This is a genomic window from Pontibacter sp. MBLB2868 (genome assembly GCF_051904785.1).
GTDB lineage: Bacteria > Bacteroidota > Bacteroidia > Cytophagales > Hymenobacteraceae > Pontibacter.
The window spans coordinates 4138302-4160694 of record NZ_CP196710.1; the positions used below are offsets into that span (position 1 = coordinate 4138302).

15 protein-coding genes are annotated in these 22393 nt (G+C 44.7%); 11 read left to right on the plus strand and 4 right to left on the minus strand.

Features of this window, described 5'->3' with window-relative positions:
* Positions 1-290: 290 nt before the first annotated feature.
* Together ACSX1A_RS17705 and ACSX1A_RS17710 are read left to right on the plus strand one after the other, a co-directional pair.
* Entirely contained in the window at positions 291-7991 is a 7701-nt protein-coding gene (locus ACSX1A_RS17705) for a T9SS type A sorting domain-containing protein (RefSeq protein ID WP_439880970.1), read from the plus strand.
* 86 nt (positions 7992-8077) lie between these two features.
* Positions 8078-9321 (plus strand): IS3 family transposase gene (locus ACSX1A_RS17710; protein ID WP_439880971.1). Its coding sequence is split into 2 segments (ribosomal slippage): positions 8078-8428 and positions 8431-9321, totalling 1242 coding nucleotides; the frame shifts between segments, so codons are not numbered across the junction.
* A gap of 43 nt (positions 9322-9364) precedes the next feature.
* Here the strand turns inward: ACSX1A_RS17710 and ACSX1A_RS17715 are convergent.
* Both ACSX1A_RS17715 and dusB read right to left on the minus strand, forming a co-directional pair.
* Positions 9365-10267, minus strand: coding sequence for a DMT family transporter (locus ACSX1A_RS17715; protein WP_439883567.1), 903 nt, complete (start codon positions 10265-10267; stop codon positions 9365-9367).
* Positions 10268-10455: 188 nt separating this feature from the next.
* Complete coding sequence (gene dusB / locus ACSX1A_RS17720; protein ID WP_439880972.1) at positions 10456-11445, minus strand: tRNA dihydrouridine synthase DusB; 990 nt, start codon at positions 11443-11445, stop codon at positions 10456-10458.
* A 53-nt stretch (positions 11446-11498) separates the two neighbouring features.
* Between dusB and ACSX1A_RS17725 the strand changes: the two genes are divergently transcribed.
* The 4 genes from ACSX1A_RS17725 (at position 11499) to ACSX1A_RS17740 (ending at position 15558) form a co-directional block, all read left to right on the plus strand.
* Positions 11499-12482 (plus strand): lysostaphin resistance A-like protein, encoded by a 984-nt coding sequence (locus tag ACSX1A_RS17725; RefSeq protein ID WP_439880973.1) that lies wholly within the window; start codon positions 11499-11501, stop codon positions 12480-12482.
* Positions 12483-12554: 72 nt separating this feature from the next.
* Positions 12555-13382 (plus strand): phosphatidate cytidylyltransferase, encoded by an 828-nt coding sequence (locus tag ACSX1A_RS17730; protein ID WP_439880974.1) that lies wholly within the window; start codon positions 12555-12557, stop codon positions 13380-13382.
* Positions 13383-13478: 96 nt separating this feature from the next.
* Positions 13479-14753: a Glu/Leu/Phe/Val family dehydrogenase gene (locus tag ACSX1A_RS17735; RefSeq protein WP_439883568.1), complete on the plus strand. Its 1275-nt coding sequence runs from the start codon at positions 13479-13481 to the stop codon at positions 14751-14753.
* A gap of 121 nt (positions 14754-14874) precedes the next feature.
* Entirely contained in the window at positions 14875-15558 is a 684-nt protein-coding gene (locus ACSX1A_RS17740) for a phosphatidylserine decarboxylase family protein (protein ID WP_439880975.1), read from the plus strand.
* Between the two features lie 399 nt (positions 15559-15957).
* Here the strand turns inward: ACSX1A_RS17740 and ACSX1A_RS17745 are convergent, their stop codons facing one another.
* Together ACSX1A_RS17745 and ribD are read right to left on the minus strand one after the other, a co-directional pair.
* Positions 15958-16440 carry a GAF domain-containing protein gene (locus tag ACSX1A_RS17745; protein WP_439880976.1) on the minus strand — a complete coding sequence of 161 codons (483 nt, stop codon included), beginning with the start codon at positions 16438-16440 and terminating at the stop codon, positions 15958-15960.
* A gap of 93 nt (positions 16441-16533) precedes the next feature.
* Positions 16534-17565: a bifunctional diaminohydroxyphosphoribosylaminopyrimidine deaminase/5-amino-6-(5-phosphoribosylamino)uracil reductase RibD gene (ribD, locus tag ACSX1A_RS17750; RefSeq protein ID WP_439880977.1), complete on the minus strand. Its 1032-nt coding sequence runs from the start codon at positions 17563-17565 to the stop codon at positions 16534-16536.
* 155 nt (positions 17566-17720) lie between these two features.
* On the opposite strand from ribD, the gene prmC reads away from it, so the two are divergent.
* The 5 genes from prmC (at position 17721) to rfbA (ending at position 22338) form a co-directional block, all read left to right on the plus strand.
* Positions 17721-18575, plus strand: coding sequence for a peptide chain release factor N(5)-glutamine methyltransferase (prmC, locus tag ACSX1A_RS17755; RefSeq protein ID WP_439880978.1), 855 nt, complete (start codon positions 17721-17723; stop codon positions 18573-18575).
* An 88-nt stretch (positions 18576-18663) separates the two neighbouring features.
* Positions 18664-19254, plus strand: coding sequence for an acyltransferase (locus tag ACSX1A_RS17760; RefSeq protein WP_439880979.1), 591 nt, complete (start codon positions 18664-18666; stop codon positions 19252-19254).
* 27 nt (positions 19255-19281) lie between these two features.
* Positions 19282-20322: a UDP-glucose 4-epimerase GalE gene (galE, locus tag ACSX1A_RS17765; RefSeq protein WP_439880980.1), complete on the plus strand. Its 1041-nt coding sequence runs from the start codon at positions 19282-19284 to the stop codon at positions 20320-20322.
* A gap of 2 nt (positions 20323-20324) precedes the next feature.
* A complete protein-coding gene (gene rfbB / locus ACSX1A_RS17770; protein ID WP_439880981.1) occupies positions 20325-21374 on the plus strand; it encodes a dTDP-glucose 4,6-dehydratase in 1050 nt (349 codons plus the stop codon).
* Between the two features lie 103 nt (positions 21375-21477).
* Positions 21478-22338 carry a glucose-1-phosphate thymidylyltransferase RfbA gene (gene rfbA / locus ACSX1A_RS17775; RefSeq protein ID WP_439880982.1) on the plus strand — a complete coding sequence of 287 codons (861 nt, stop codon included), beginning with the start codon at positions 21478-21480 and terminating at the stop codon, positions 22336-22338.
* Positions 22339-22393 lie beyond the last annotated feature (55 nt).

Below are 22393 nucleotides of genomic sequence, written 5' to 3' on the forward strand. Positions count from 1 at the left end.
ATTGCTATGAAACTATTTGTAAATAAGTTTGACAATATATATCTTCTATATAATTCAAAATAGCGCTCCACTTGCATCAAAACAGGCTTAATAGTAATAAAGATTATAAATATAATACTGCATGAAATAGATAATCCCAAAGAATAATTGGATAATTTATTTGCATGTCTTTTAGTATTTATTAGAAAAGTTAAATTTGTCTGCTCCGAATCACGGCTTCATCGTGTGGTGGCGGAAGAAATAGTTTTGTGTTTTATTAATTTTTAATGAACTGGTTTGGGTCAGTGCCTATGAAAACTTTTACATATTTAAAAATGACCAGATTTGGTTGTTTCACTAGTTTAGTTTTGACTCTGTTATTTCTGCTTCTGCAGCATGCGGATGTGCAGGCACAGAAATATTGGCGTGGAGGAGCAGATAATAGAACTGCCACAGACTGGAATACTGCTGCTAATTGGCAGCCGGCTGAAATTCCAGGCCCAAATGATGATGTATTCATAGGTGATGCAGGGTTTGATGAAAAGAATTATCCTGATATCCCTCCAGGCTCTGTTGTTTCAATAAAATCTCTAACTGTTGGTGTAGAAAAATCCGGCAAATTACTTGTAGGAGCTAGTGATTTTAGTGTCAATGGAAACGTTACTATAGGTGCCTTTGGAGAGTTTGAAAACCATGGATCATCGGCTTACTATAGCGGTAATTTTGTAGTACTAACAAAGGAGGTCTCAAGTGGGGTTTATAAAAATGGAGTTTATAAAGAAACAGGCTATTCTTCTAATCCAGGATATGCATGGGGTAACTCAACTAGTAAAATTTGGCCATACACAGAGTTCATTGGTACAGGTAAAACTATACTGTTCCCTTCATCCTCAATGGGTTTTAGTTACCTTAAAATAAGTGGATCTGTAAAAATGTTAAGCGGCATGTCGCTTATAAAAGTAAATAGAGTTAGAAAGCATAAGTCAAAACCTGATGAAATAATCGCCAGTGAAAATCCGAAAATGTATGTATCCGGAACTTTTGATCCGATGGGGTATAAAGTTGCTTTTGATGGTACTCCTACTTTTGTTGTAGAGCAAACAGGTACTATATATGTTAAGGCAGTAAATTACAAAGAGAATTATGCTTACTCAAGTACAGGAAATGCTATATTCCCTATTATGGATCCCTTGGGTACAGTTAGTTACAACAGGTCAACTGCTGATTCGTTCTCATCTGGAGATCAGAATGTACTTTCTTCTCAGCAATATGGAGTTCTAAGTATAAGTGGAACAGGAGTAAAAACGTTAGAAGCCCCGGTAGGAAGTCCGGTTGTGCAAACGTCCATTGTGTCTAACTTATTAGTAGAATCGGGAACTTTAGATATTATTGGATATACCTTAAATAGGACCAGTATAGGCGGAACAATGAGTGTCTCCTACGATGCAACATTGAAGTTGAGCGGTATATCTAATTTCCCCGCAAACTTTAGCACAGTAGACTTAAAAACTACCAGTACCACCATATATTATGGCGCTGCTCAAAATGTGCAGCATGTACCAAAAGGCTATGGAAATCTGCACTTGATTGGTTCTGGGGCCAAAACAATGCCTAATACTGCTGGAGCAACTATGGTAATTGCAGGGAATTTATTAGGAGAAGGAAGTGCTTCCTTTACAGCTACAGCAGATATGGCTATAGCGGGCAATGTTACTTTAGGAAATACGAGTGGCACAAGTACTGCTTCTTTTGATGGTAGTAGTTTTACACATACTGTTGGTGGTGACTGGACGAATAACGCAGACTTTACCGGGAATACAAGTACGGTTAGATTAATAGGTACAGGAAAGGTGATTTCCAGAACAGCGAACGTAACTGCGGCTTTAAAAAATGAATTCAATAACCTGGAAGTAGCTGGTTTAGGGACAGCTATTACAATCCCTGGCACTCAAACATTGGTTATAAAAGGTAATTTAAGTACAACTGGCGCGGGTACCCTAACGCAAAGCACAGGCAGCCTGACAATGGAAGGCGCGGCTAAAACGATAAGTGGAAATAGTATTGTATTGAATGATTTTATAGCTAATGGCAGTACAACTACTACGACATCTTTTACTGTTAAAGGTAACTTCACTGTTAATAGTGGTAAGTCGTTTGTTGCAACAGGCGGAACAATTACAATGGCAGGGGATGGAAGTAAGAACATAATCAACAGTGCTACTTCAATTGCTAACCTTACTTTCTATGGGCTGCGAATTGATGCCAAAACACTTACCAGTTCCTCGTTCTATGTAGATTCTGATTTAAGTGGGAATAATCTTACAGCTGCTACGGCTGGCACTGTCGAGTTTAGAGGTGCTACTGCAACATTTGCGGGTACACACAACTTGTTTAAGGTAGTAGTATCTGGTACAGACAGACGAATGGTGACAAACTCAAATATGGGAGTTGCCAGTACACTTACTGTATCAGGAAATCTTAATGTAACAGCTAACATACCTAATACAGTAACCTATAATGGTACAATAGCTCAAACAGTTGCTCCTATAACCTATCACCATCTGGTATTTGATAAAACTGGAGCTAAGAAGGCAGATAATGCCCTCACTGTAAATGGGAATTTAGAAATAAAAGGCGGATCGAATTTTAATGCAGGAGATGTAGCTTACACGCATAATATCTATGGAAATTGGATAGACGCTGGAACTTTTACTGCAGGAACAGGTACTATAGTGTTCGCCGGAAATTCAAACACTACTATAACAGGTGCGACTACTTTTAATGATTTAAAGATATTGAAAGACAACGTGTCAAATTTTGTCTCTCTAAATGGGTCTGATATAACAACCAATAATATCTATTTAACAACAGGTTTTCTTAAAACAGGAGCAACTAATAGGGTAATAGTTTTGATTGATCGCTATGATACCGGCTGGGTAGAAGGTACAATAACAAGGCGATTGTCTAGTTTTAATGCTGGGACCTCCTATTTATTTAATGGACCATATGTAGCTATCAAATTTGGAACAGTATCCAGTACTGTAACAGAAATCTCTGTTACTTCTAATCCTGCAGTTGTAAATTTCCCTGGCTCAATACCAGTAAATAGACTATATAAAGTAGTAACGAATGGTAGCTATTCAAAGGCTCAAATACAGCTTCAATATGAAGACTCTGAGCTAAATGGTAATAAAGAAGGAGGTAGTGCAGAATTTGGAGATGAGGATGGATTAAAAATTTCGTACTCTGACAACGACAATGCTGGCTGGTCCCAAGGAAGGAAAAATGGTAATAACTATACTAGTAACTGGGTATCAGATAATGGGATTGATGCTGCAAGACCTGAAGGCTATACCGATTTGAACAAATTTTGGGTTATTTCAGACAAACCAACTAGATTTTCATGGGATGGTGATGTAAACAAAAATTGGGAACAAGGAGGAAATTGGTTGAGATATAATGAAAGCCAAGTTTGGGAAAGAACACTGCTTGTGCCATCACCCTCTGATATTGCTGAACTTGGTAGAGAAGTACCTAAAAACCAGCCTCACATTAATTCTGAAATATATGTCAAAGGTGTACAGTTCTTTCCTAATAATAAAATAGTATTGTCATTTGATTCAACCTCTATTGTGACTTCCCTACCGGCCCTAAACGTAAGAGGAAATATAGTGGCATTGGAGACTGGAAGTATAGAACATGTTATAAAGACAGCAAATCGGAAGTTAGAAACAAATAGTAGTCTTATATTAGATAATATAAACCATAGAATACATATTCGTAAAACTAGTAACAATATAATAGTCACTGGTAACGTGGTCCAAAGTGGTGCTAGCATTAATATAGGTTCTGGATTCCTTAAGATAAAAGGAGATTACAGCTATACTAGTGGTGCTTTCACTACTGCAGCTGCGGCTGGTACTGTAGTATACGAAGGTGGTAATGCACAGACAGTAGCAAATGTTCCTTATTACCATTTGAACATAAATAAATCTGGTGGTGTGGCACAGTATAGTACATCTGGTAGTCCTGTAGTAAAGGGTAATCTTACTGTAACAGCAGGTACAATGTTGCTTCAGGGATTTAATGCTCTTACTGTAAATGGTAATATCATTATAAATGTAGACGGGGTTCTAAATGCGAACACAGCTAACATTAATGCTAAAGGTGACTGGACAAGAGCAACTACTGGCAAATTTATTCCAGGAACTGGTACAGTTAGTTTTATTGGAACAGGAGCTCAAAACCTTACCGGTTCAGTATTCAATAATTTAGTCATAAATAACGGTCCTACAGGGTATGCGAAAGTAATAACATCAGATGCTACTATAAATGGTGATTTAACTATTACTAGCGGTAAATTACTATTGAGCGAAGCAATCAAAGCAAACAGGAGTGCAGCAGGTGGAGTATTCGAAGTTGCAGCAGGAGCTTCATTAGAGTTAAAAGGAGCAGATAATTTTCCATCCAATTTTAATACAAATACTTTAGCTAGTACAAGTAAAGTATTATACTCTGGGACAATAGCCCAGAAAGTTAGGCCAATAGTTTATGGAAAACTTGCTTTGTTGCAAGGTCAAGCTTACCCAAAGACTTTAGATGGAGCATCTTCTGTTCTTGATAGTTTAATTCTGAAAGCTGATGCAACATTTAATGTAAATAACCAGACATTAACATTGCATGGTCATTTCGTTAATGATGGTATTTTCTTACCAGGTTTTTATGATCCGGCAGTGTCGCCCACAGGAACTCTAATACTTGCTAGGCCATTAGTACTGACAGGTACAAGAAAGAATATAACAGGTAAAACGTTAACAGTAAACAACATGATTATAAGTGTTGCTGCAATGTATAACTTCAGTGCAGAGAAATTAGTGATTAACGGTAGTATAGATATTACAGGCAACGGAGATGTTTATGCTAAACCTGATGAACCGAATCCTAAAGATAGAGGATTTATACAAGCAAATATCTTTTCTAATGGATTCTTCGAGACCTCAGTTGATGTTGAGATAGCGGGTGATTTCAAAAATTCAGGAATGTTGTTTAGTAATGGGAAAGCTAAATTCTTAGGAGGCCGTAAACAAACTATTCAGTTATTAGCTCCCATAATTCCATATAATGAAAAAGCTCCAACAGTAGAATTTGCAGGAGATATTTCACCAATATTAAACTCAACAAGGTCACCAGAGTTTGCGGATGTTATCATTAGTAATACTGCAGGTGTTACCGCTAGTGTTGGTTGGGGAGTAGCAGGTATTTTCACGATTACGCCTAATGCGAAATTCTTTGCAGGATCATATACCCACAAATTATATTCGGCTTTTTTAAATTATGGAATCTTTGAAAGTTCAGGAGTTTTAGACTTTTCTACACCTTATCCTTTTGCAGATGCTCCTGCTGGTCATCCTTTCAAGTTTGGAAGCTTTACAAGTACAGGAACATTAAAATTTGGAGGGACCGGCCAAATTCTATTGTCTGGAAGTGTTTCTCCAACGCTGAATAACTTGATTATATCTAACAGTAAAGGTATAACAACAACAACATTAAGTCCTGACTACATTTTAGCGATAAAAGACTGGAAGTTAAATGGGAGCTTAATAATTGAGAGTACAGGGAAGTTAAATGCAATACCAGAGGTGGCTAGTAAAGGTTTGATTGGAACAAACTTTTTTATAAAGGGTGACATCACTAATCAAGGGTACATCATTAGTGTGAACCCCGATCCATTAAATCCTGTTCCATTTGGAATTGGAGCAAACTTTACGATAGAAGGGTCTAACTCTAGCATAAGTGGTTCAGGTACTACAATGCTAGGAAACCTTACAGTCGCACCATTAGCAAAATTAACTATCAATAAACCAATAAATATTTATAGTAGTTTAACACATAATGGGCTGGACTTTAATTCAGCAAACTCACTTATAACTTTCATTGGTGCAGGTCCTTCTAGTATAATTTCAGGTGTAGAACCAGTTACTCCACTTAGCTTAGGAAGGCTGCAAGTATTTAAAGACACACAGCCAATGTTTGTGAATCTGGAGACAGATATCGATAAAGTATTAAGTGTAACAGTAGCAAAGGGAACACTTGATCTTAAAAATAAAAGTATAGTTGCTTATCCAGATGTTGAAGAAACTACAACTGATGAATTTGGTAATCCAGTAACAGTTTTCAAGCCAGTAGAAACTATTCTAACAGTAGTCGATGGTGCTACAGTAAAAGTTGGAGGGGATAAAACTTTACCAGATGTAGATGTAACAACACTGACTCCAGCTAGTAATGTAATCTATTATGGTGGCAAGCAGGAAGTCAAGAATGTTCAATATGGCAACTTAAGGCTAGAGAATACATTAGGTTTAGATAAACAAAAGACCTTCTTGCCTGCTGAAGGAACTACTAAAATTGCCGGTAGTTTTGTATTAGACAAGACACCAGAAAAAGTTGTAACCAGATCAAGGGTAACAGCCCCAGCAACAATAGAATATAATGGAGGTGATCAGCAGATAGCCGGTATAGATTACAATAATTTATCACTTACAACTGGCGGAGCAAAAACATTGAATGATATTGTTGGAGTAGCAGATGCTTTTACTAATACTGGAGCTGCAACTGTAGATGCAGTAACAAACGCTACAACAGTTAATTACAATGGTACTGTGGCACAGGATGTTTTGCCTCTAAATTATCATCACCTGCAGTTTAATAACACTGGTGTTAAGACATTACTAGCAGGTGAAACGGGCATAGCCGGAGACTTTACAGTTACAACACCATCTACGAACTTAGCTATTAACGCTACTACTGTTAATTTTAATGGTGACAGGGCTCAAAAAGTAGCAGCTGTAGATTATGATAATCTACGCTTTTCTGTGAAGGGCAAGAAGACAATAACTGGAACAGGTGCTACAGTAAACGTAAAAAACAGTCTGCTTCTTTCGACAGGTTCAGTTTCACCGTTGGCTGATAATGTGATAGAAGTAATAACTGGATCAAACAAGATTGTTCTAAATCAGGCAAGTGGTACAATTAGTGAAGGCGAGAATGCTTATGTAACTGGCTTCGTTGAAACCCAACGTACCATGACAACAGCGCTAGAAAACTTTGGGGGCTTAGGTATAGAAATTACTCCGACGCTGGCGCCAGGGCTGGTAACCATTGTTCGGGAAACAGGTCGTGCTGTCGGTCCATCAAATAACAGCATTTTGCGGAACTACTCCTTTGTAGTCGCAGATGTAAACAGCAAGTTAGATGCTAGGGTTACTTTCCATTATTTTACCCATGAATTGAATACTCTTACTGAAAGTACATTACAGCTTTTCAACTCGCTGGATGGTGTAAAGTGGTACTCGCACCCTAACTCTATTCCTAATGAAACCAGCAACGACTTAATAGCCACGGGAGTGCCTACTTTAAGACGCATGACCTTAGCAAGTACAAATACCCCGTTACCAGTAGAGCTTATTTACTTTAAGGCAGAGAAAAATGGAAGTGAAGCGCTCTTAACATGGGAGACTGCTACGGAAGAGGATAACAAAGGCTTTGGGATTGAGGTTTCTGAGGATGGATTTAGCTACAGAGAGATTGGTTTTGTAAGCCAGGGTACCGGTACTACCCGCGCAGCTATTAAATATACTTTCAAGGATATAGAGCAAGGTAAAAATGGCATGCGATACTATCGCCTGAGACAGCAGGACTTTGATGGCAAGGTAACATATTATGGTCCACGCACACTTGCCTTTGAAATAGTAAAAGAAGTGGCAGTGTATGCTTACCCTAACCCGTTCCAGAGCAACTTAACTGTAAACGTAAGTGCTGTTGTGCCAGGGCAGGCATTGGTTGAGGTCTACAATGTTACCGGGCAGAAGTTGGTATCTCAGTCTTACCAGGTGAAGGCCGGTGTTACTTCGTTGCCGCTGAGCGTTGAAAAGTCTATTGCACAGTCAGGAATATATTTTGTTACTGTAGAAATAAACGGTCAAAAGCATCGACTGAAAGTGGTAAGAAAATAACCAAAACAAAAAAAGGCAGCTGATTAACAGCTGCCTTTTTTTATGCCAATGAGTCGTCCTAGAATAAGTTGACACTATTTAGACTTATGCAAGGAAAAGAAGAAACAGGTTGCAGCAGACGCAGCAGTCGTGATTATCCGCTAGGCTTTAAACTGGCTGTTGTCAGGCAGGTTGAAGAAGGCGAGCTAACCTACAAGCAGGCCCAGCGCCATTACGGGATCCAGGGGCGCTCCACGGTTTTAGTGTGGCTTCGGAAACACGGCCGGTTGGATTGGCGTTATCCCGGTATACACACACGTATGAAAGAAGCCGAAACACCCGCCCAAAAGATCAAGCGCCTGGAGCGCGAACTCTCTGATGAACGTCTCCGCAGGCAGGTTCTCGAGAAGATGGTAGAGGACATTGACCAGCAGCTTGGCACTGGTTTTTCAAAAAAGCCCTTACCCGGACAATGTGGTTCTTCCAGAAAGAGAAAAGCGTGAGCCTGTCGCGTCTCTCTTCTTTGTTCGGGTGCAGCAGGCAATCGCTCTACCAGCTGAGGGCGCGGCAAACCAGGCGCGCAGCACAACTGGCCCCTGTCAGGGAACTGGTGCAGGAGGTGCGCCGGCAGCTGCCCCGGGTGGGTGCCCGTAAGCTCCACTACCTGCTCTCGGCACAGTTGCAGGAGCAAGGCGTCAAGCTGGGCCGTGACGGGCTGTTTGCTTATCTGCGCACAGAGCACCTGCTTATCGCCCCCCGCCGCAGCTACACCAAAACCACCCACTCCAAACACTGGCTCAGGAAATACCCCAATCTGGTGAAAGAACTGGCCGTAGAGCGGGCAGAGCAGGTGTTTGTCTCTGACATCACGTATGTCAAAAGCCGGCAGCGCACCCATTACCTCTCGCTGGTCACCGATGCCTTCAGCCGCCGCATCATGGGCTATGCCCTGAGCGACGACCTGAGCGCCGAGAGTGTGGGCAAGGCCCTGAAGATGGCTGTGAAGGAACGCAAGACGACTTTGCCGCTCATCCACCACTCGGACCGCGGGCTGCAGTACTGCTCGCAGCACTACCAGCGCATCCTGCAAAAGCACAGTATCCAGCCTTCCATGACCGATGGGTATGACTGCTACCAGAATGCATTGGCTGAACGCATGAACGGCATACTCAAAGAGGAGTTCCTGATTTACCCCTGTAATACCAGACAGGAACTGGATGTGCTCGTAAAACAGGCAGTGGAAAGCTACAACACCCGAAGGCCTCACCTGAGCCTGAGGATGCTGACACCACAGCAGGTACATGAAAAAACCTGTGAGCCAAGGCCCACAGGTTCTGTAAAATCATCGTAAAACCTGTCAACTTATTTTAGGACGGGTCACAATACGTGTTTTATTATTTAGCCCGATTCACAATAAAAACGCCTGCCATTATCACTAACATCCCCAGGTAGTGCCACAGTTGAATTGTTTCTCCATCCAAAACGCCCCACATGAGTGCTACAATTGGAATAAGATAAGTAGTAGAACTGGCAAACAGCGTTGTGGAAATGTGGATGAGCTTGTTGAAAAGCACAAGTGCAATGGCGGTGCTGAACACGGCAAGTATAGCGATATACATTAATGCCTCCCAGGCGCCGGGAACATGCTGCAGCTTATAAAAGAAACTAGTTGTAAGGAGGTAAGCCAGTGAAACCGGGCCAACCGTTAAAAGCGCCAGGCCAGAGATAACATAAGGTTTTAGGTCGTGGAGCTTGTGCTTGATAATGTTAACACTGCCGCCGTAACAAATAGTAGCCACTACGATGTAAAGGCCATAATACTTGTTGTCAAGGTCGGTGCTTCCGTTGCCTGAGAAAATAAGTATAACCGTTCCTGCTATGCCTATAACAATGCCAAGCATGCGCATCCAGGTAATTGACTGCCTGAAGAACATGGCACCTACCAATAAGGTGAATAAAGCTGTCAGGGAGTTGAGCACACCTGCCAGTCCACTGGCCAGGCGTGTTTCGGCATAAGCAAATAAAAATGCTGGTAACAGGTTGCCAAGTACGCCGCTGCCAACTAAATATTTCCACCGGCCCCGCTCTACCTTACGCACATGTTGCAGAGCAAAAGGTAATAGGGTCGCACAGGCAATCACCATACGTAGTGCTCCCAGTTCACCTGAAGAGTAGACTACCAGGCCCTTCTTCATAAGAATAAAGGATGTGCCCCAGATCAGGGTCAGAATAATAATTAAGAGCCAGGATAATGCATTATTGGTCTTTTCAGGGGCGGGAGCAGTAGCGGTTTTAATAAGAGTAGGTTTAAGATTTTTGGAAACTTGAAATCCGAAGTGAGTAAGATAATAAAATTGTTACCACTGCAACCAAGGTACATAAAGTGCCTTGGTTGCAGTGGTATTTCAATAGTTTAAGAAACAACTCCTGCTACCAGCGTAACAAAGCCAGAGTGTTTATCACCAGCAACTTGCTTTTAAGGTTGCTATGCCTCTTCGTAAGCCATTGTTTGTGCGATCTCATCCAGCGTGTCGTATATCTCCTGTATATCCTCGGACTGCACCATGCGCATGCGGAGCGGCTTAAAATGCGGCAGACCACGGAAGTAATTAGTATAGTGACGGCGCATTTCAAAAATGCCCAGTTTATCGCCCTTCCACTCAAGAGAGTGTGTGAAATGTTGGCGACAAACTTCTACGCGTTCTTCCAAAGTAGGACCAGGTAGAATCTCCCCGGTTTTCATATAATGTTTTATCTCATTAAAGATCCACGGATATCCAATGCTGGCGCGCCCGATCATAATGCCATCAACGCCATACTTGTTGCGATACTCCAGTGCCTTCTGCGGCGAGTCAATGTCGCCGTTACCGAAGATAGGGATCTGCATGCGCGGGTTGTTCTTTACCTCGGCAATCAGGCTCCAGTCAGCCTCTCCTTTATACATCTGCACACGTGTACGGCCATGTATACTTAGCGCCTGAATACCGATATCCTGTAGCCTTTCAGCTGTTTCTACAATGTATTTGGTGCTCTCGTCCCAGCCCAGCCTGGTTTTTACTGTAACCGGAAGGTTTGTAGCTTTTACAATTTCTTCGGTCATCTTCACCATCTTGGGTACATCGCGCAGCAGGGCAGCCCCTGCGCCTTTACATGCCACGTTTTTAACAGGGCAACCGTAATTAATGTCAATGAGGTCAGGGCCGGCCTGTGCTGATACAATGGCCGCTTCCCGCATTGACTCAATATCTGATCCGAATATCTGAATACCGATAGGGCGCTCGTAATCAAAAATGTCAAGTTTCTGCACACTTTTGGCGGCATCGCGTATCAAACCTTCAGAGGAAATAAACTCAGTGTACATAAGGTCAGCCCCGTTGGCTTTGCACACTTTACGGAATGGCGGGTCACTCACGTCTTCCATCGGTGCCAGCAGCAGCGGAAACTCACCCAGCTCTATGTTCGCTATCTTTACCAAAGCAAAATTTAAATTTTAGCGTAAATTTACGTCAATTAAACCTAATCTACTCTATGAAAGGTTTCATATCCAAAGATCTACATCCATTTTGGGTGCTGTTGCTGCTGTTAGCTTTTATGACGGCAGGCTATTTTGTGGCGAGTTTTGTGTATAGCTTAATTGTTAACTGGGTCTACGGGATCAGTATTTTTGAGCTGGTTGAGGTAGTCGAAAACCCTGCTGCACACCCGAATGGTGCCAGCGCTATGCTGATGTTTCAGGGGGTTGTTCAGTTCTTCTCCTTTGTTATAGCGCCGCTGTATCTGCTAAAGGCCTTTGGGTACAACTTAGATACCTACCTGAACTGGAAAGTATGGCCAGGCCTGGGGCTGGTGCTGTTAAGTGGCTTGCTGATCATACTTATAATGCCAGCGAACTCACTGGTTATCGACTGGAATGCCAACATGGAACTGCCAGGCTTTCTGGAAGAATTCGGCAAGTGGGCAAGGGCTAAAGAGGATGAACTGGCAGAGCTTACAAAGCTGATCGCAGATTTCAGCACGCTGCCTAAGCTACTGGTAGGGATCATTGTAATTGCTGCCATTCCTGCTATTGGTGAAGAGCTCGTTTTCAGGGGGGTGCTCCAGCGCCAGTTGCATCGCTGGACGGGCAACACACATGTCGCCATCTGGATAGCTGCCATTGTGTTTGCTGCAATACACATGCAGTTCTTTGGTTTTGTGCCAAGGGCTATTTTTGGAGCTCTCTTTGGCTACCTGTATTTTTGGTCAGGCCGGATAAGTGTCCCCATCCTGGCGCACTTTATCAATAACGGATTTACCGTTTTCCTGCTTTACCTGCAGCAAACAGGTAAAATTAATTTCGATGTGGAAAGTACCGATGCAATGCCATGGATAAGTGTGGCGCTTTCGCTAATATTAAGTGTTGGTGTACTGTATTACCTGTACCAGCAATACTCGCCGTTGCCTGTGCGACCCGAAAGCATAGCTGAGGCAAAGGCAGGAATCCGTGAAGAAGAGGAAGACAGAGATTATTAGCCATTGCCGTGCCCAAACCTGTAAAATAAACCCTAACCTACGCCCCACCCGGCACCGATCAAAGCCTTTTACATGAGTAACAAAATATCTACTCTCAGCAACCTTAGTCAGAGAATTATTGTAGGGGTGCTGGGCGCCGCAGTTTTTGTAGGTAGCATCATCTTTGGCGAATGGACCTATTTCCTGCTTTTCCTGGGGCTCACTCTGTTGGGCATTGCAGAATTTTATAAGCTGGTACAAGTGCAGGGAATAATGCCCCACCGCGGCGTGGGCATAACGCTGGGTATTTTGTTCTTTATATCCATGTTCTTAGTAGAGAAAGAACTGATGCCGGAAGAACTGCTCTACCTGTCTGTGCCAGTACTCTTCCTGATATTCATTCTGGAGCTATACAGAAAGCAGCCTCACCCATTTACGAATATTGCTTTTACTTTTTTGGGCGTGGCTTATGTGGCCGGACCTTTCGGATTGCTGCACACGCTGGGCTACCTGAACGGCGAATACAGCTGGCAACCTATACTAGGCCTGATGTTGTTGATCTGGGCCTCTGATACCGGGGCCTATATTTTTGGGAAGAATTTCGGCAAGCACAAACTATTTGAGCGAATATCACCGGGTAAAACCTGGGAGGGATGGGCTGGCGGTACGCTTCTGGCTGTAATTGTAGGGTATGCAATGTCCTTTTTCTTTTCAGACCTGGAGCTTTACCAGTGGGTTGGAGTGGCCATAATTGTAGCAGTATTTGGTGTGCTAGGCGATTTAACCGAGTCGCTGCTTAAGCGTAGCCTGGGTGTAAAAGACTCGGGCACCTTGCTTCCCGGGCATGGCGGCTTGCTTGATCGCTTTGATAGCCTTTTGATGGCAATACCATTTGTAGTAGCTTTTCTAAAGATCTTCTAGAAAAATTTTGATTGTCCCCTTAGGAGGTTGCAAGTATAATTCTCAACTTTACCGCCTGAATAATTAATCACTCACCGCTTAATTTTATAGTAGATGATGTTATACAAAGAGCCTGCACCGATAAAGGACAGAGAAAACCCTTTCGAATCGATGATGTCGCGCTTCAATATTGCTGCTGAGGTGCTGGGACTGGATGAGGAAACATACAATGTCCTGAAGTCTCCTGCTCGCCAGGTGATCGTAAACGTTCCGGTTACGATGGATGATGGCAAAGTGCGTGTGTTTGAGGGATACCGTGTAGTACACTCTACTATACTGGGTCCGTCAAAAGGTGGTATCCGGTATGCGCCGGATGTATTTCTGGATGAAGTAAAGGCCCTTGCTGCCTGGATGACCTGGAAATGCGCCGTGGTAGATATTCCTTATGGTGGGGCAAAAGGTGGTATCATCTGCGATCCATACTCTATGTCTGCCGGCGAGATCGAGCGTTTAACAAGAGCTTATACAGCTTCTCTGGTAGATCTTTTTGGTCCTGACCAGGATATTCCTGCGCCAGACATGGGTACAGGTCCGCGTGAGATGGCCTGGTTGATGGACGAATACTCTAAAACAAAAAATTCAACGGTACACGCAGTAGTAACCGGTAAGCCGCTTGTGCTTGGTGGTTCTCTGGGCCGTGTAGAGGCTACTGGCCGTGGGGTAATGGTATCGGCTATGGCTGCTATGGAAAAGCTGGGCATGGACCCAACTAAGTCCACTGCTGTTGTACAGGGTTTCGGTAACGTAGGCTCCTGGGCAGCTAAACTAATGGCAGAACGCGGTGTAAAAATATTAGGTATCAGCGATGTAAGCGGCGCATATTGGAATGATAACGGTATCGACATCGAAGGCGCCATTGAGTATAAGAATGCGCACAACGGCCGACTGGAAGGGTATAAAGGTGCCGAGCAGATGGATCCGGATGAGTTGCTGACTGCCAAGGTGGATGTATTAGTACCTGCTGCTGTTGAAGATGTGATCACGATCAAGAATGTTGATAAAATTCAGGCCCGCCTGATAGTGGAGGGTGCTAACGGACCAACTTCTTACAAAGCAGATAATATCATCAACGAAAAAGGGATTATGGTTGTACCGGATATCCTGGCAAACTCTGGTGGAGTAACCGTATCTTATTTTGAGTGGGTACAAAACCGTATGGGCTTTAAGTGGACCCTGGACCGCGTTAATGAGCGTGCAGAGCGTATCATGAACGAATCATTTGAGCGTGTTTATGCCGCATCGCAGAAGTATAATGTGCCAATGCGTATCGCTGCTTATATAGTGGCTATTGATAAAGTAGCCATGACGTACAAATACCGCGGAGGCTTCTAAGAGAAGTTTTTTGTAAGAATAAGCAAAACTTTATATAATTTTGACACAGGATAATAGCTCATCCACGTAACTGGATGAGCTATTATAAGTTATATAAGTACCCGCGGCAAACATAGCAAAAATGAAAATTCATAAAGAAGGACGAAGAATTCTATTTTTTACATTACTGATATTATTGGTGTTGAACCTGTTACTTTACCAATTCAACGCTGAAAACAATACCTTTAACAGAATCTTCTCTGGTGTTTCCGTAGTACTTTTTCTGCTGATCCTTCAGTTTTTCCGAAGCCCTTACCGTAACCTTTTATTACACGAAGATTTACTTGTGGCACCTGCCGATGGTAAAGTAGTGGTGATCGAAGAGGTGGAAGAGCCGGAATATTTCAAGGATAAGCGCAAGCAGATCTCCATTTTTATGTCACCGATCAACGTGCACATTACACGTAACCCGGTGTCTGGTATCGTTAAGTATTTTAAGTATCATCCAGGCAACTATTTTGTGGCCTGGCACCCAAAGTCAAGCACGCAAAACGAGCGTACAACAGTGGTAGTAGAGTCTACTGGCGGGCCGGAAGTATTGTTCAGACAGATTGCCGGAGCCATGGCACGCCGCATTGTGTGGTATGTAAATACCGGTGATGAAGTAAGCCAGGGCGAAGAATTTGGCTTCATCAAATTTGGCTCAAGGGTAGATATTTTCGTGCCGCTTGATACAGAAATAAAAGTAGAGCTGGGTCAGAAAACAAAAGGTGGACAGACAGTAATAGCGCAGCTTAAAACAGAAGCCCCTACATTCTTTGGATAAGACTCTTTTGAGATATATGCTCTAAGAATTGAAGTATAAATCAAAAAAAGAAAGCCGCTGCAAGTATAACCTGCAGCGGCCTTCTTTTTTATAAAACAGGATTTAAAAGCCCGGCTATTCCGTCCGAATATTCTGCCGTAAGTTTAGCCAAGGCGTAACTTTTGGCTGTACATGATGCCAGTTTGCAACTGGCTTTCGGCGCGACGCGAATAGAAAAGTACACTTTACAAGATGTATACTTTATCGCTTGTTGTCGAAGTATAAAGTATAGCTTCGGCTAACACAATGTTGCTTTTGCAAAGCAAAGCAGTTACAAACTGCAGCCATACTTAGCCACAAGTTGCGCAAAAGCTAAACTTGCGGCAGGAATACTTAGCTACTAACAATTGCTTAACAATACTAATACCAGCTCTCTACCAGTTTCATTAACTGCTCCAGGTACTTCTGGTCTATTTCATCAAAATCGTTAAGCTTATCACTGTCTACATCAAGCACCAGCTTTACTTCTCCATCTTTAATGGCTGGTAAAACGATCTCAGATTTGGAGTCGCTGCTGCAGGCGATGTGCCCCGGAAAAGCTTCCACATCCGGAACCAGGATTGTTTCCTGGCGGGTGTAGCAGGCACCACAAACACCTTTGTGGTAAGGTATGCGCGTACAGGCTACTGGTCCCTGAAAAGGACCCAGAACCAACTGTCCCTCCTTATTAAAGTATACACCTACCCAAAAGAAGCCTAAACCTTGCTTAAGGGCAGCCACCATGTTAGAAATATTAGCGATAAGGTCTGTCTCGCCGGTTACCAATGCTTCTATCTGCGGAAGCAGCGCTTTATATTTTTCCTCTTTACTGAGGGCTTGGTCTACTAATAGAGATTCGGCCATGATTTGATTTTGATTTAGTGAATATGTGAATGACTGAATTGAAAAAGTGATGGTAATGTTTCTGTTTGGAAATTATGAACGACTGCAACCCGATTATAAGTTCAGGTAATGCAACAGCTTATCAGGTCCTAAAGTTTGTACTTCGGCGAACCTGCCGAAGGTCATATGGGGAGCTTTAATGCCGTTGCCCAAAGTTTTATGTATGCTTTTGAACACTATTGCTTCATCCCACAGGTTAGCCTGCAGCAGGCTTTCCAGTAAAAAGGTGCCGCCTTCTACCATTACTGACTGAACGTTGCGCTGATGCAGGTCCTGCATGATCTGCGGAAGCATCAGTTCCTCTTCCTGCAGTTTAACAAAGTATAAATTCTCCTGCTCTTCCTGTTTCTTATAATTATAAATTACCGTCGGCTGGCTCTTATCAAACAAGTGCAGTTTCTCAGGCAGCAGCAGTTGCTTGTCAATTACAAGGCGTAGCGGGTTTTTGCCACCCCATAGGCGTGTGTTAAGGCGCGGGTTATCATATAGAGCTGTGCGACTGCCCACCATGATTGCCTGCTCCTCAGAGCGCCATTTATGTACCAGGCGCTGTGCCAGTTTCCCGCTAATCTGTTGCTGCTGGTAATTTGCAGCGGCAATAAAACCATCGGCTGTTTCGGCCCACTTAAGAAGTATAAAAGGGCGCTTTTTGCTATGGAAGGTGAAGAAGCGTTTGTTTAGCTCCAGCCCCTCATCTTCCAGCACACCTACTTTTACCTGGGCTCCGGAATCAAATAGCTTTTTAATGCCCCTGCCTGCCACCAACGGATTTGGGTCAGTATTACAAATAACTACATCTTTCACGCCGTTGCTGATCAGGAGGTCGGCGCAAGGCGGTGTTTTACCAAAGTGCGAGCAAGGTTCAAGCGTTACATATACCCGGCTTTCAGGCAGCAGACTTTTGTCTTCTACGGCGGCAATGGCATTCACTTCTGCATGAGGGCCACCGTATTGTTTATGCCAGCCTTCTCCAATTATCTGCCCTTCGTGCACTACCACACAGCCTACCATTGGGTTAGGGCTTACAAAGCCGCTCCCCAAACGGGCAAGTTCCAGAGCGCGCTGCATGTATAGTTCGTCGGCCATAGTTATAGATAGCAGGTTTAAGGTTAGCGTATCAGGAGAAAAGAGAGCTGGCGGTGCCTGTTCCTGGTCTTAACTCGTACCTCTAAATTAAAGACTTGTAACACTAAAAAAGTTATTTTTGCAAAGATACCTATAATCTAAATGAAAGTATAGCCGTGGCCACAATCCAGGAATTGCAGTTTTTTATCCGTGAAAATATTAACCAGGCTTACCCGGAACCTGAAGCCGGTGCAATTGCACAACTGGTGCTGGAGCATGTGCTTCATAAGTCGCGGGTGCAGCTGAGCTTGCAGCAGCAGGAGACGGTAACACAAGCGCAGGAAGAGGAGGTGAAGCAAGCTGTTCTGCGGTTGCAGCAGCAGGAACCGGTGCAATATGTACTGGGAGTTGCGCACTTTTACGGACTTGAACTGCAGGTGGATGAGCGGGTGCTGATCCCAAGGCCTGAAACAGAGGAGCTGGTAGACAGGGTGATAAAGCAACACAAAAACAGAGAGCACCTGCGCATACTTGATATTTGTACAGGCAGCGGCTGCATTCCTTTAGCCCTGGCAGCTAACCTGAACACCGATAGCGTGGTGGGGTTGGAGGTATCAACAGGTGCCCTGGAAGTGGCGCGGGCAAATACTGCAAAACTAAACCTGCCTGTAGAGTGGCTGGAGCACGACGTATTTAAGCCAATACCAGGTATAGCACCAGAATCGTTAGACATCATTACAAGCAACCCGCCCTATGTCCGGGAAGATGAGAAAAAACAGATGCGCGAAAATGTGCTGCAGTTTGAGCCTCATCTTGCGCTTTTTGTTCCCAACGCTGACCCGCTGAAGTATTACAAACGAATTGCCGCCATTGGATTGGAGCTGTTGAAAAAAGGTGGTAAGTTATACTTTGAAATAAACGAACAATATGGTGCACAGGTAGCAAAACTACTGTTAGAGCACGGGTATAGTAGGGCAGAAGTGGTCCAGGATCTTTTCGGGAAGGACAGAATGGTGGAAGCCGTTAAATAACACACGACAGCCGGTAGTAACGAATTTATTATATCCTGACTTACTTATACTATAAACTTGTACCTTTGTAACAACACTTTTGCTGCCTATGGACTACTTTGCACATAATACTGCTGTGATCGATGAGGGTGCCAGAATTGGCAAGGGTACTAAAATATGGCATTTTGCACATATTATGAGCGGCTGTATTATTGGCGATGAATGCAATATCGGGCAGAATGTGGTGGTGTCGCCGGAGGTGGTGTTAGGTAGAAATGTGAAGGTACAGAATAATGTGTCGATCTATACTGGCGTTACCTGTGAAGATGACGTGTTCCTGGGGCCATCCATGGTTTTTACCAACGTAATAAACCCGCGCAGTTTTGTGAACCGGAAAACGGAGTTTAAAGCTACCCCGGTTCGTAAAGGTGCAAGTATAGGTGCTAACGCCACCATCATTTGTGGAGTTGAGATAGGAGCCTTCGCCATGATTGGCGCAGGTGCTTTGGTTACGAAAAGTGTACCTGCTTTTGCGCTAGTTTATGGTGTTCCGGGAGTGCAACATGGCTGGGTAAGCCGCTACGGGCATAAACTAGCATTTAATAGCGCGAGTGAGGCTATCTGCCCTGAAACAGGTGAAGTATACTTACTACGGAACGGGCAGTGCGAACTGAAAGCAGAAGACAAACAAAAGAAATAGATTAACAGGTAAATAAACCCTAAGAAATTGTCTAAAGGAAAAATCTTAGTAACAGGTGGAGCCGGCTACATTGGCTCACATACAGTTGTTGAGCTGGTAGAGGCAGGCTTCGAGCCCATTATCATCGATAACTTCTCAAATTCAAAAGAAAGTGCCCTGGAGGGGATCAAGGCTATACTCCATAAAAGTATAATTTGCCATACCATAGATTGTACCGATGCTGCTGCACTCAGAAAAGTTTTTGAGCAGGAGCAGGATATACAGGGCGTAATTCATTTTGCGGCTTATAAAGCAGTGGGGGAGTCAGTGGAAGAGCCGCTGAAGTACTACCACAACAATGTGGGTTCACTGGTAACGCTGTTGCAGGTAATGGCTGAATTTAAGGTGTTTAACCTGGTGTTCTCATCTTCCTGTACCGTCTATGGTATACCGGAGAAGCTACCTGTAACAGAGCAGACGCCGGTGCAGAAAGCAAACTCACCTTACGGCAACACTAAAAAAATATGCGAAGAGATTCTTACGGATCTGGCCAGCAGTGGCAACAGCAACATAAAAAGTATAGCGCTACGTTACTTTAACCCAATTGGCGCACATCCATCGGCAAAGATCGGAGAGCTTCCACTGGGAGTGCCAAATAACCTGGTACCTTTCATTACGCAAACAGCCGCTGGCATCCGTGAGCAGATCACTGTTTTCGGGAATGACTACGACACGCCGGACGGTACCTGTATCCGTGATTACGTGCATGTAGTAGACTTAGCAAAAGCCCACGTGGTTGCTGTAGAAAGGCTACTGCAAAATAAAGCGGAAAGTATAGAATTCTACAACGTGGGCACCGGAACAGGTAATACGGTTTTAGAGGCGATACATGCCTTTGAGCATGCCACAGGGCAGAAGCTTAACTATAAGATAGGGCCGCGCCGTGCAGGGGATGTGCCTAAAATTTATGCCGATGTAACCAAGGCTACAGAAGTACTAGGCTTTAAAACAACCAGCACCCTGGAAGAAGCCATGCAAAGCGCCTGGGACTGGCAATTATCACTACAAGACAATACAGCAAAAGTATAAACATGAAAATATTAATTACGGGCGGAGCTGGTTTTATCGGCTCGCATGTGGTGCGGCTGTTCGTCAACAAGTACCCGAGCTACCAGATCTACAACCTCGACAAGCTGACCTACGCCGGTAACCTGGCTAACCTGACAGACATTGAGGACAAGGAGAATTATACCTTCCTGAAAGGCGACATTGTGGATGCAGATTACCTGGAAGAGATCTTCACTGCCTACGGCTTCGATGCGGTGATTCACCTGGCAGCCGAGTCGCACGTGGACCGCTCTATTGCAGACCCGCTGGCCTTCGTGCAAACAAACGTGATCGGTACAGTCAACCTGCTGAATACGGCCAAGAAGCACTGGGCCGACGACATGGGCAAGCACTTGTTCTACCACATCTCCACTGACGAGGTGTACGGTTCGCTGGGCGAGGATGGGCTCTTTACAGAGGAGACGCCGTACGACCCGCGCTCCCCGTACTCGGCCTCCAAGGCCTCGTCTGATCATTTTGTCAGGGCCTGGTACCATACGTACGGGCTGCCTGTGAAAATCTCCAACTGTTCTAATAACTACGGACCAAACCACTTCCCCGAGAAGCTCATCCCGCTGGCTATCCATAACATCAAAAGCGAAAAGCCGGTGCCGGTATATGGCAAGGGAGAAAATGTGCGCGACTGGCTCTACGTGATCGACCACGCCCGCGCCATCGACCTGATCTTCCATGAGGGCAAAGTAGGCGATACCTACAACATTGGCGGCGTGAATGAGTGGAAGAACCTGGACCTGATCGAGCTTTTGTGCGACGTGATGGACGAGAAGCTTGGCCGCGAGCCAGGCCACTCCAGAAAGCTGATCACCTTCGTGAAAGACCGTGCCGGGCACGACCTGCGCTACGCCATCGACTCTAGTAAGCTGATGGACGAGCTGGGCTGGAAACCGTCGGTGACTTTTGAGGAGGGGCTGCGCAAGACCGTGGACTGGTACCTGGCCAATAGCGAGTGGCTGGATAACGTGACCTCTGGCAACTACCAAAGCTATTATACCCAGCAGTACGTGAACCGCTAAGGCGGAATTACGGCAACCGGATTTTAAACTATTAGCCGTGCTCAAAAGCATTGCAGCCACCTGACGGTGATGCACCAGGCACACTAACCTCTATACTAACCCAATGAAGGGAATCATACTAGCCGGCGGTTCCGGCACCCGTTTACACCCGCTGACGCTGGCGGTAAGCAAGCAGCTCATGCCTGTCTACGACAAGCCCATGATCTACTACCCGCTGGCCACGCTCATGCTCTCGGGCATCCGCGAGATCCTGATCATCTCCACACCGCACGATCTGCCTATGTTCGAGCGCCTGTTGGGCGACGGGAGCCAGATTGGCTGCGCATTCAGCTATCAGGTGCAGGAGGTGCCCAACGGGCTGGCGCAGGCCTTTGTGCTCGGGGAAGAGTTTATCGGAAGGGACAAAGTAGCACTTATCCTGGGCGACAACATCTTTTACGGCTCGGGCATGAGCAAGCTGCTGCAGGCTAACAACGACCCGGACGGGGGCGTGGTGTACGCCTACCACGTGCAGGACCCGGAGCGCTACGGGGTGGTGGAGTTTGACGGGAACCGCAGGGTGATCTCTATTGAGGAGAAGCCCAAGGAGCCTAAGAGCAACTTTGCAGTGCCAGGCCTCTACTACTATGATAACGAGGTAGTGGAGATCGCCAAAGCATTGGAGCCGAGCCCGAGAGGGGAGTACGAGATCACGGACGTGAACCGCGAGTACCTCAGAAGAGGCAAGCTGAAGGTGGGCATTCTGGACCGCGGCACGGCCTGGCTCGACACGGGCACCATCCAGTCGCTGATGCAGGCGGCCACGTTTGTGCAGGTGATCGAGGAGCGGCAGGGGCTCAAGATCGGCTGTATTGAGGAGGTGGCTTACCGCATGGGCTATATCACAGCCGAGCAACTGCAGCGCATAGCAGAGCCTCTCAGAAAGAGCGGCTACGGCGATTATTTATTAAGTATACTCAAGTAAGATACTAAATCGAGTTATATCAGAAAGTCGGGCTAAAATGTTTTGGTCCGGCTTT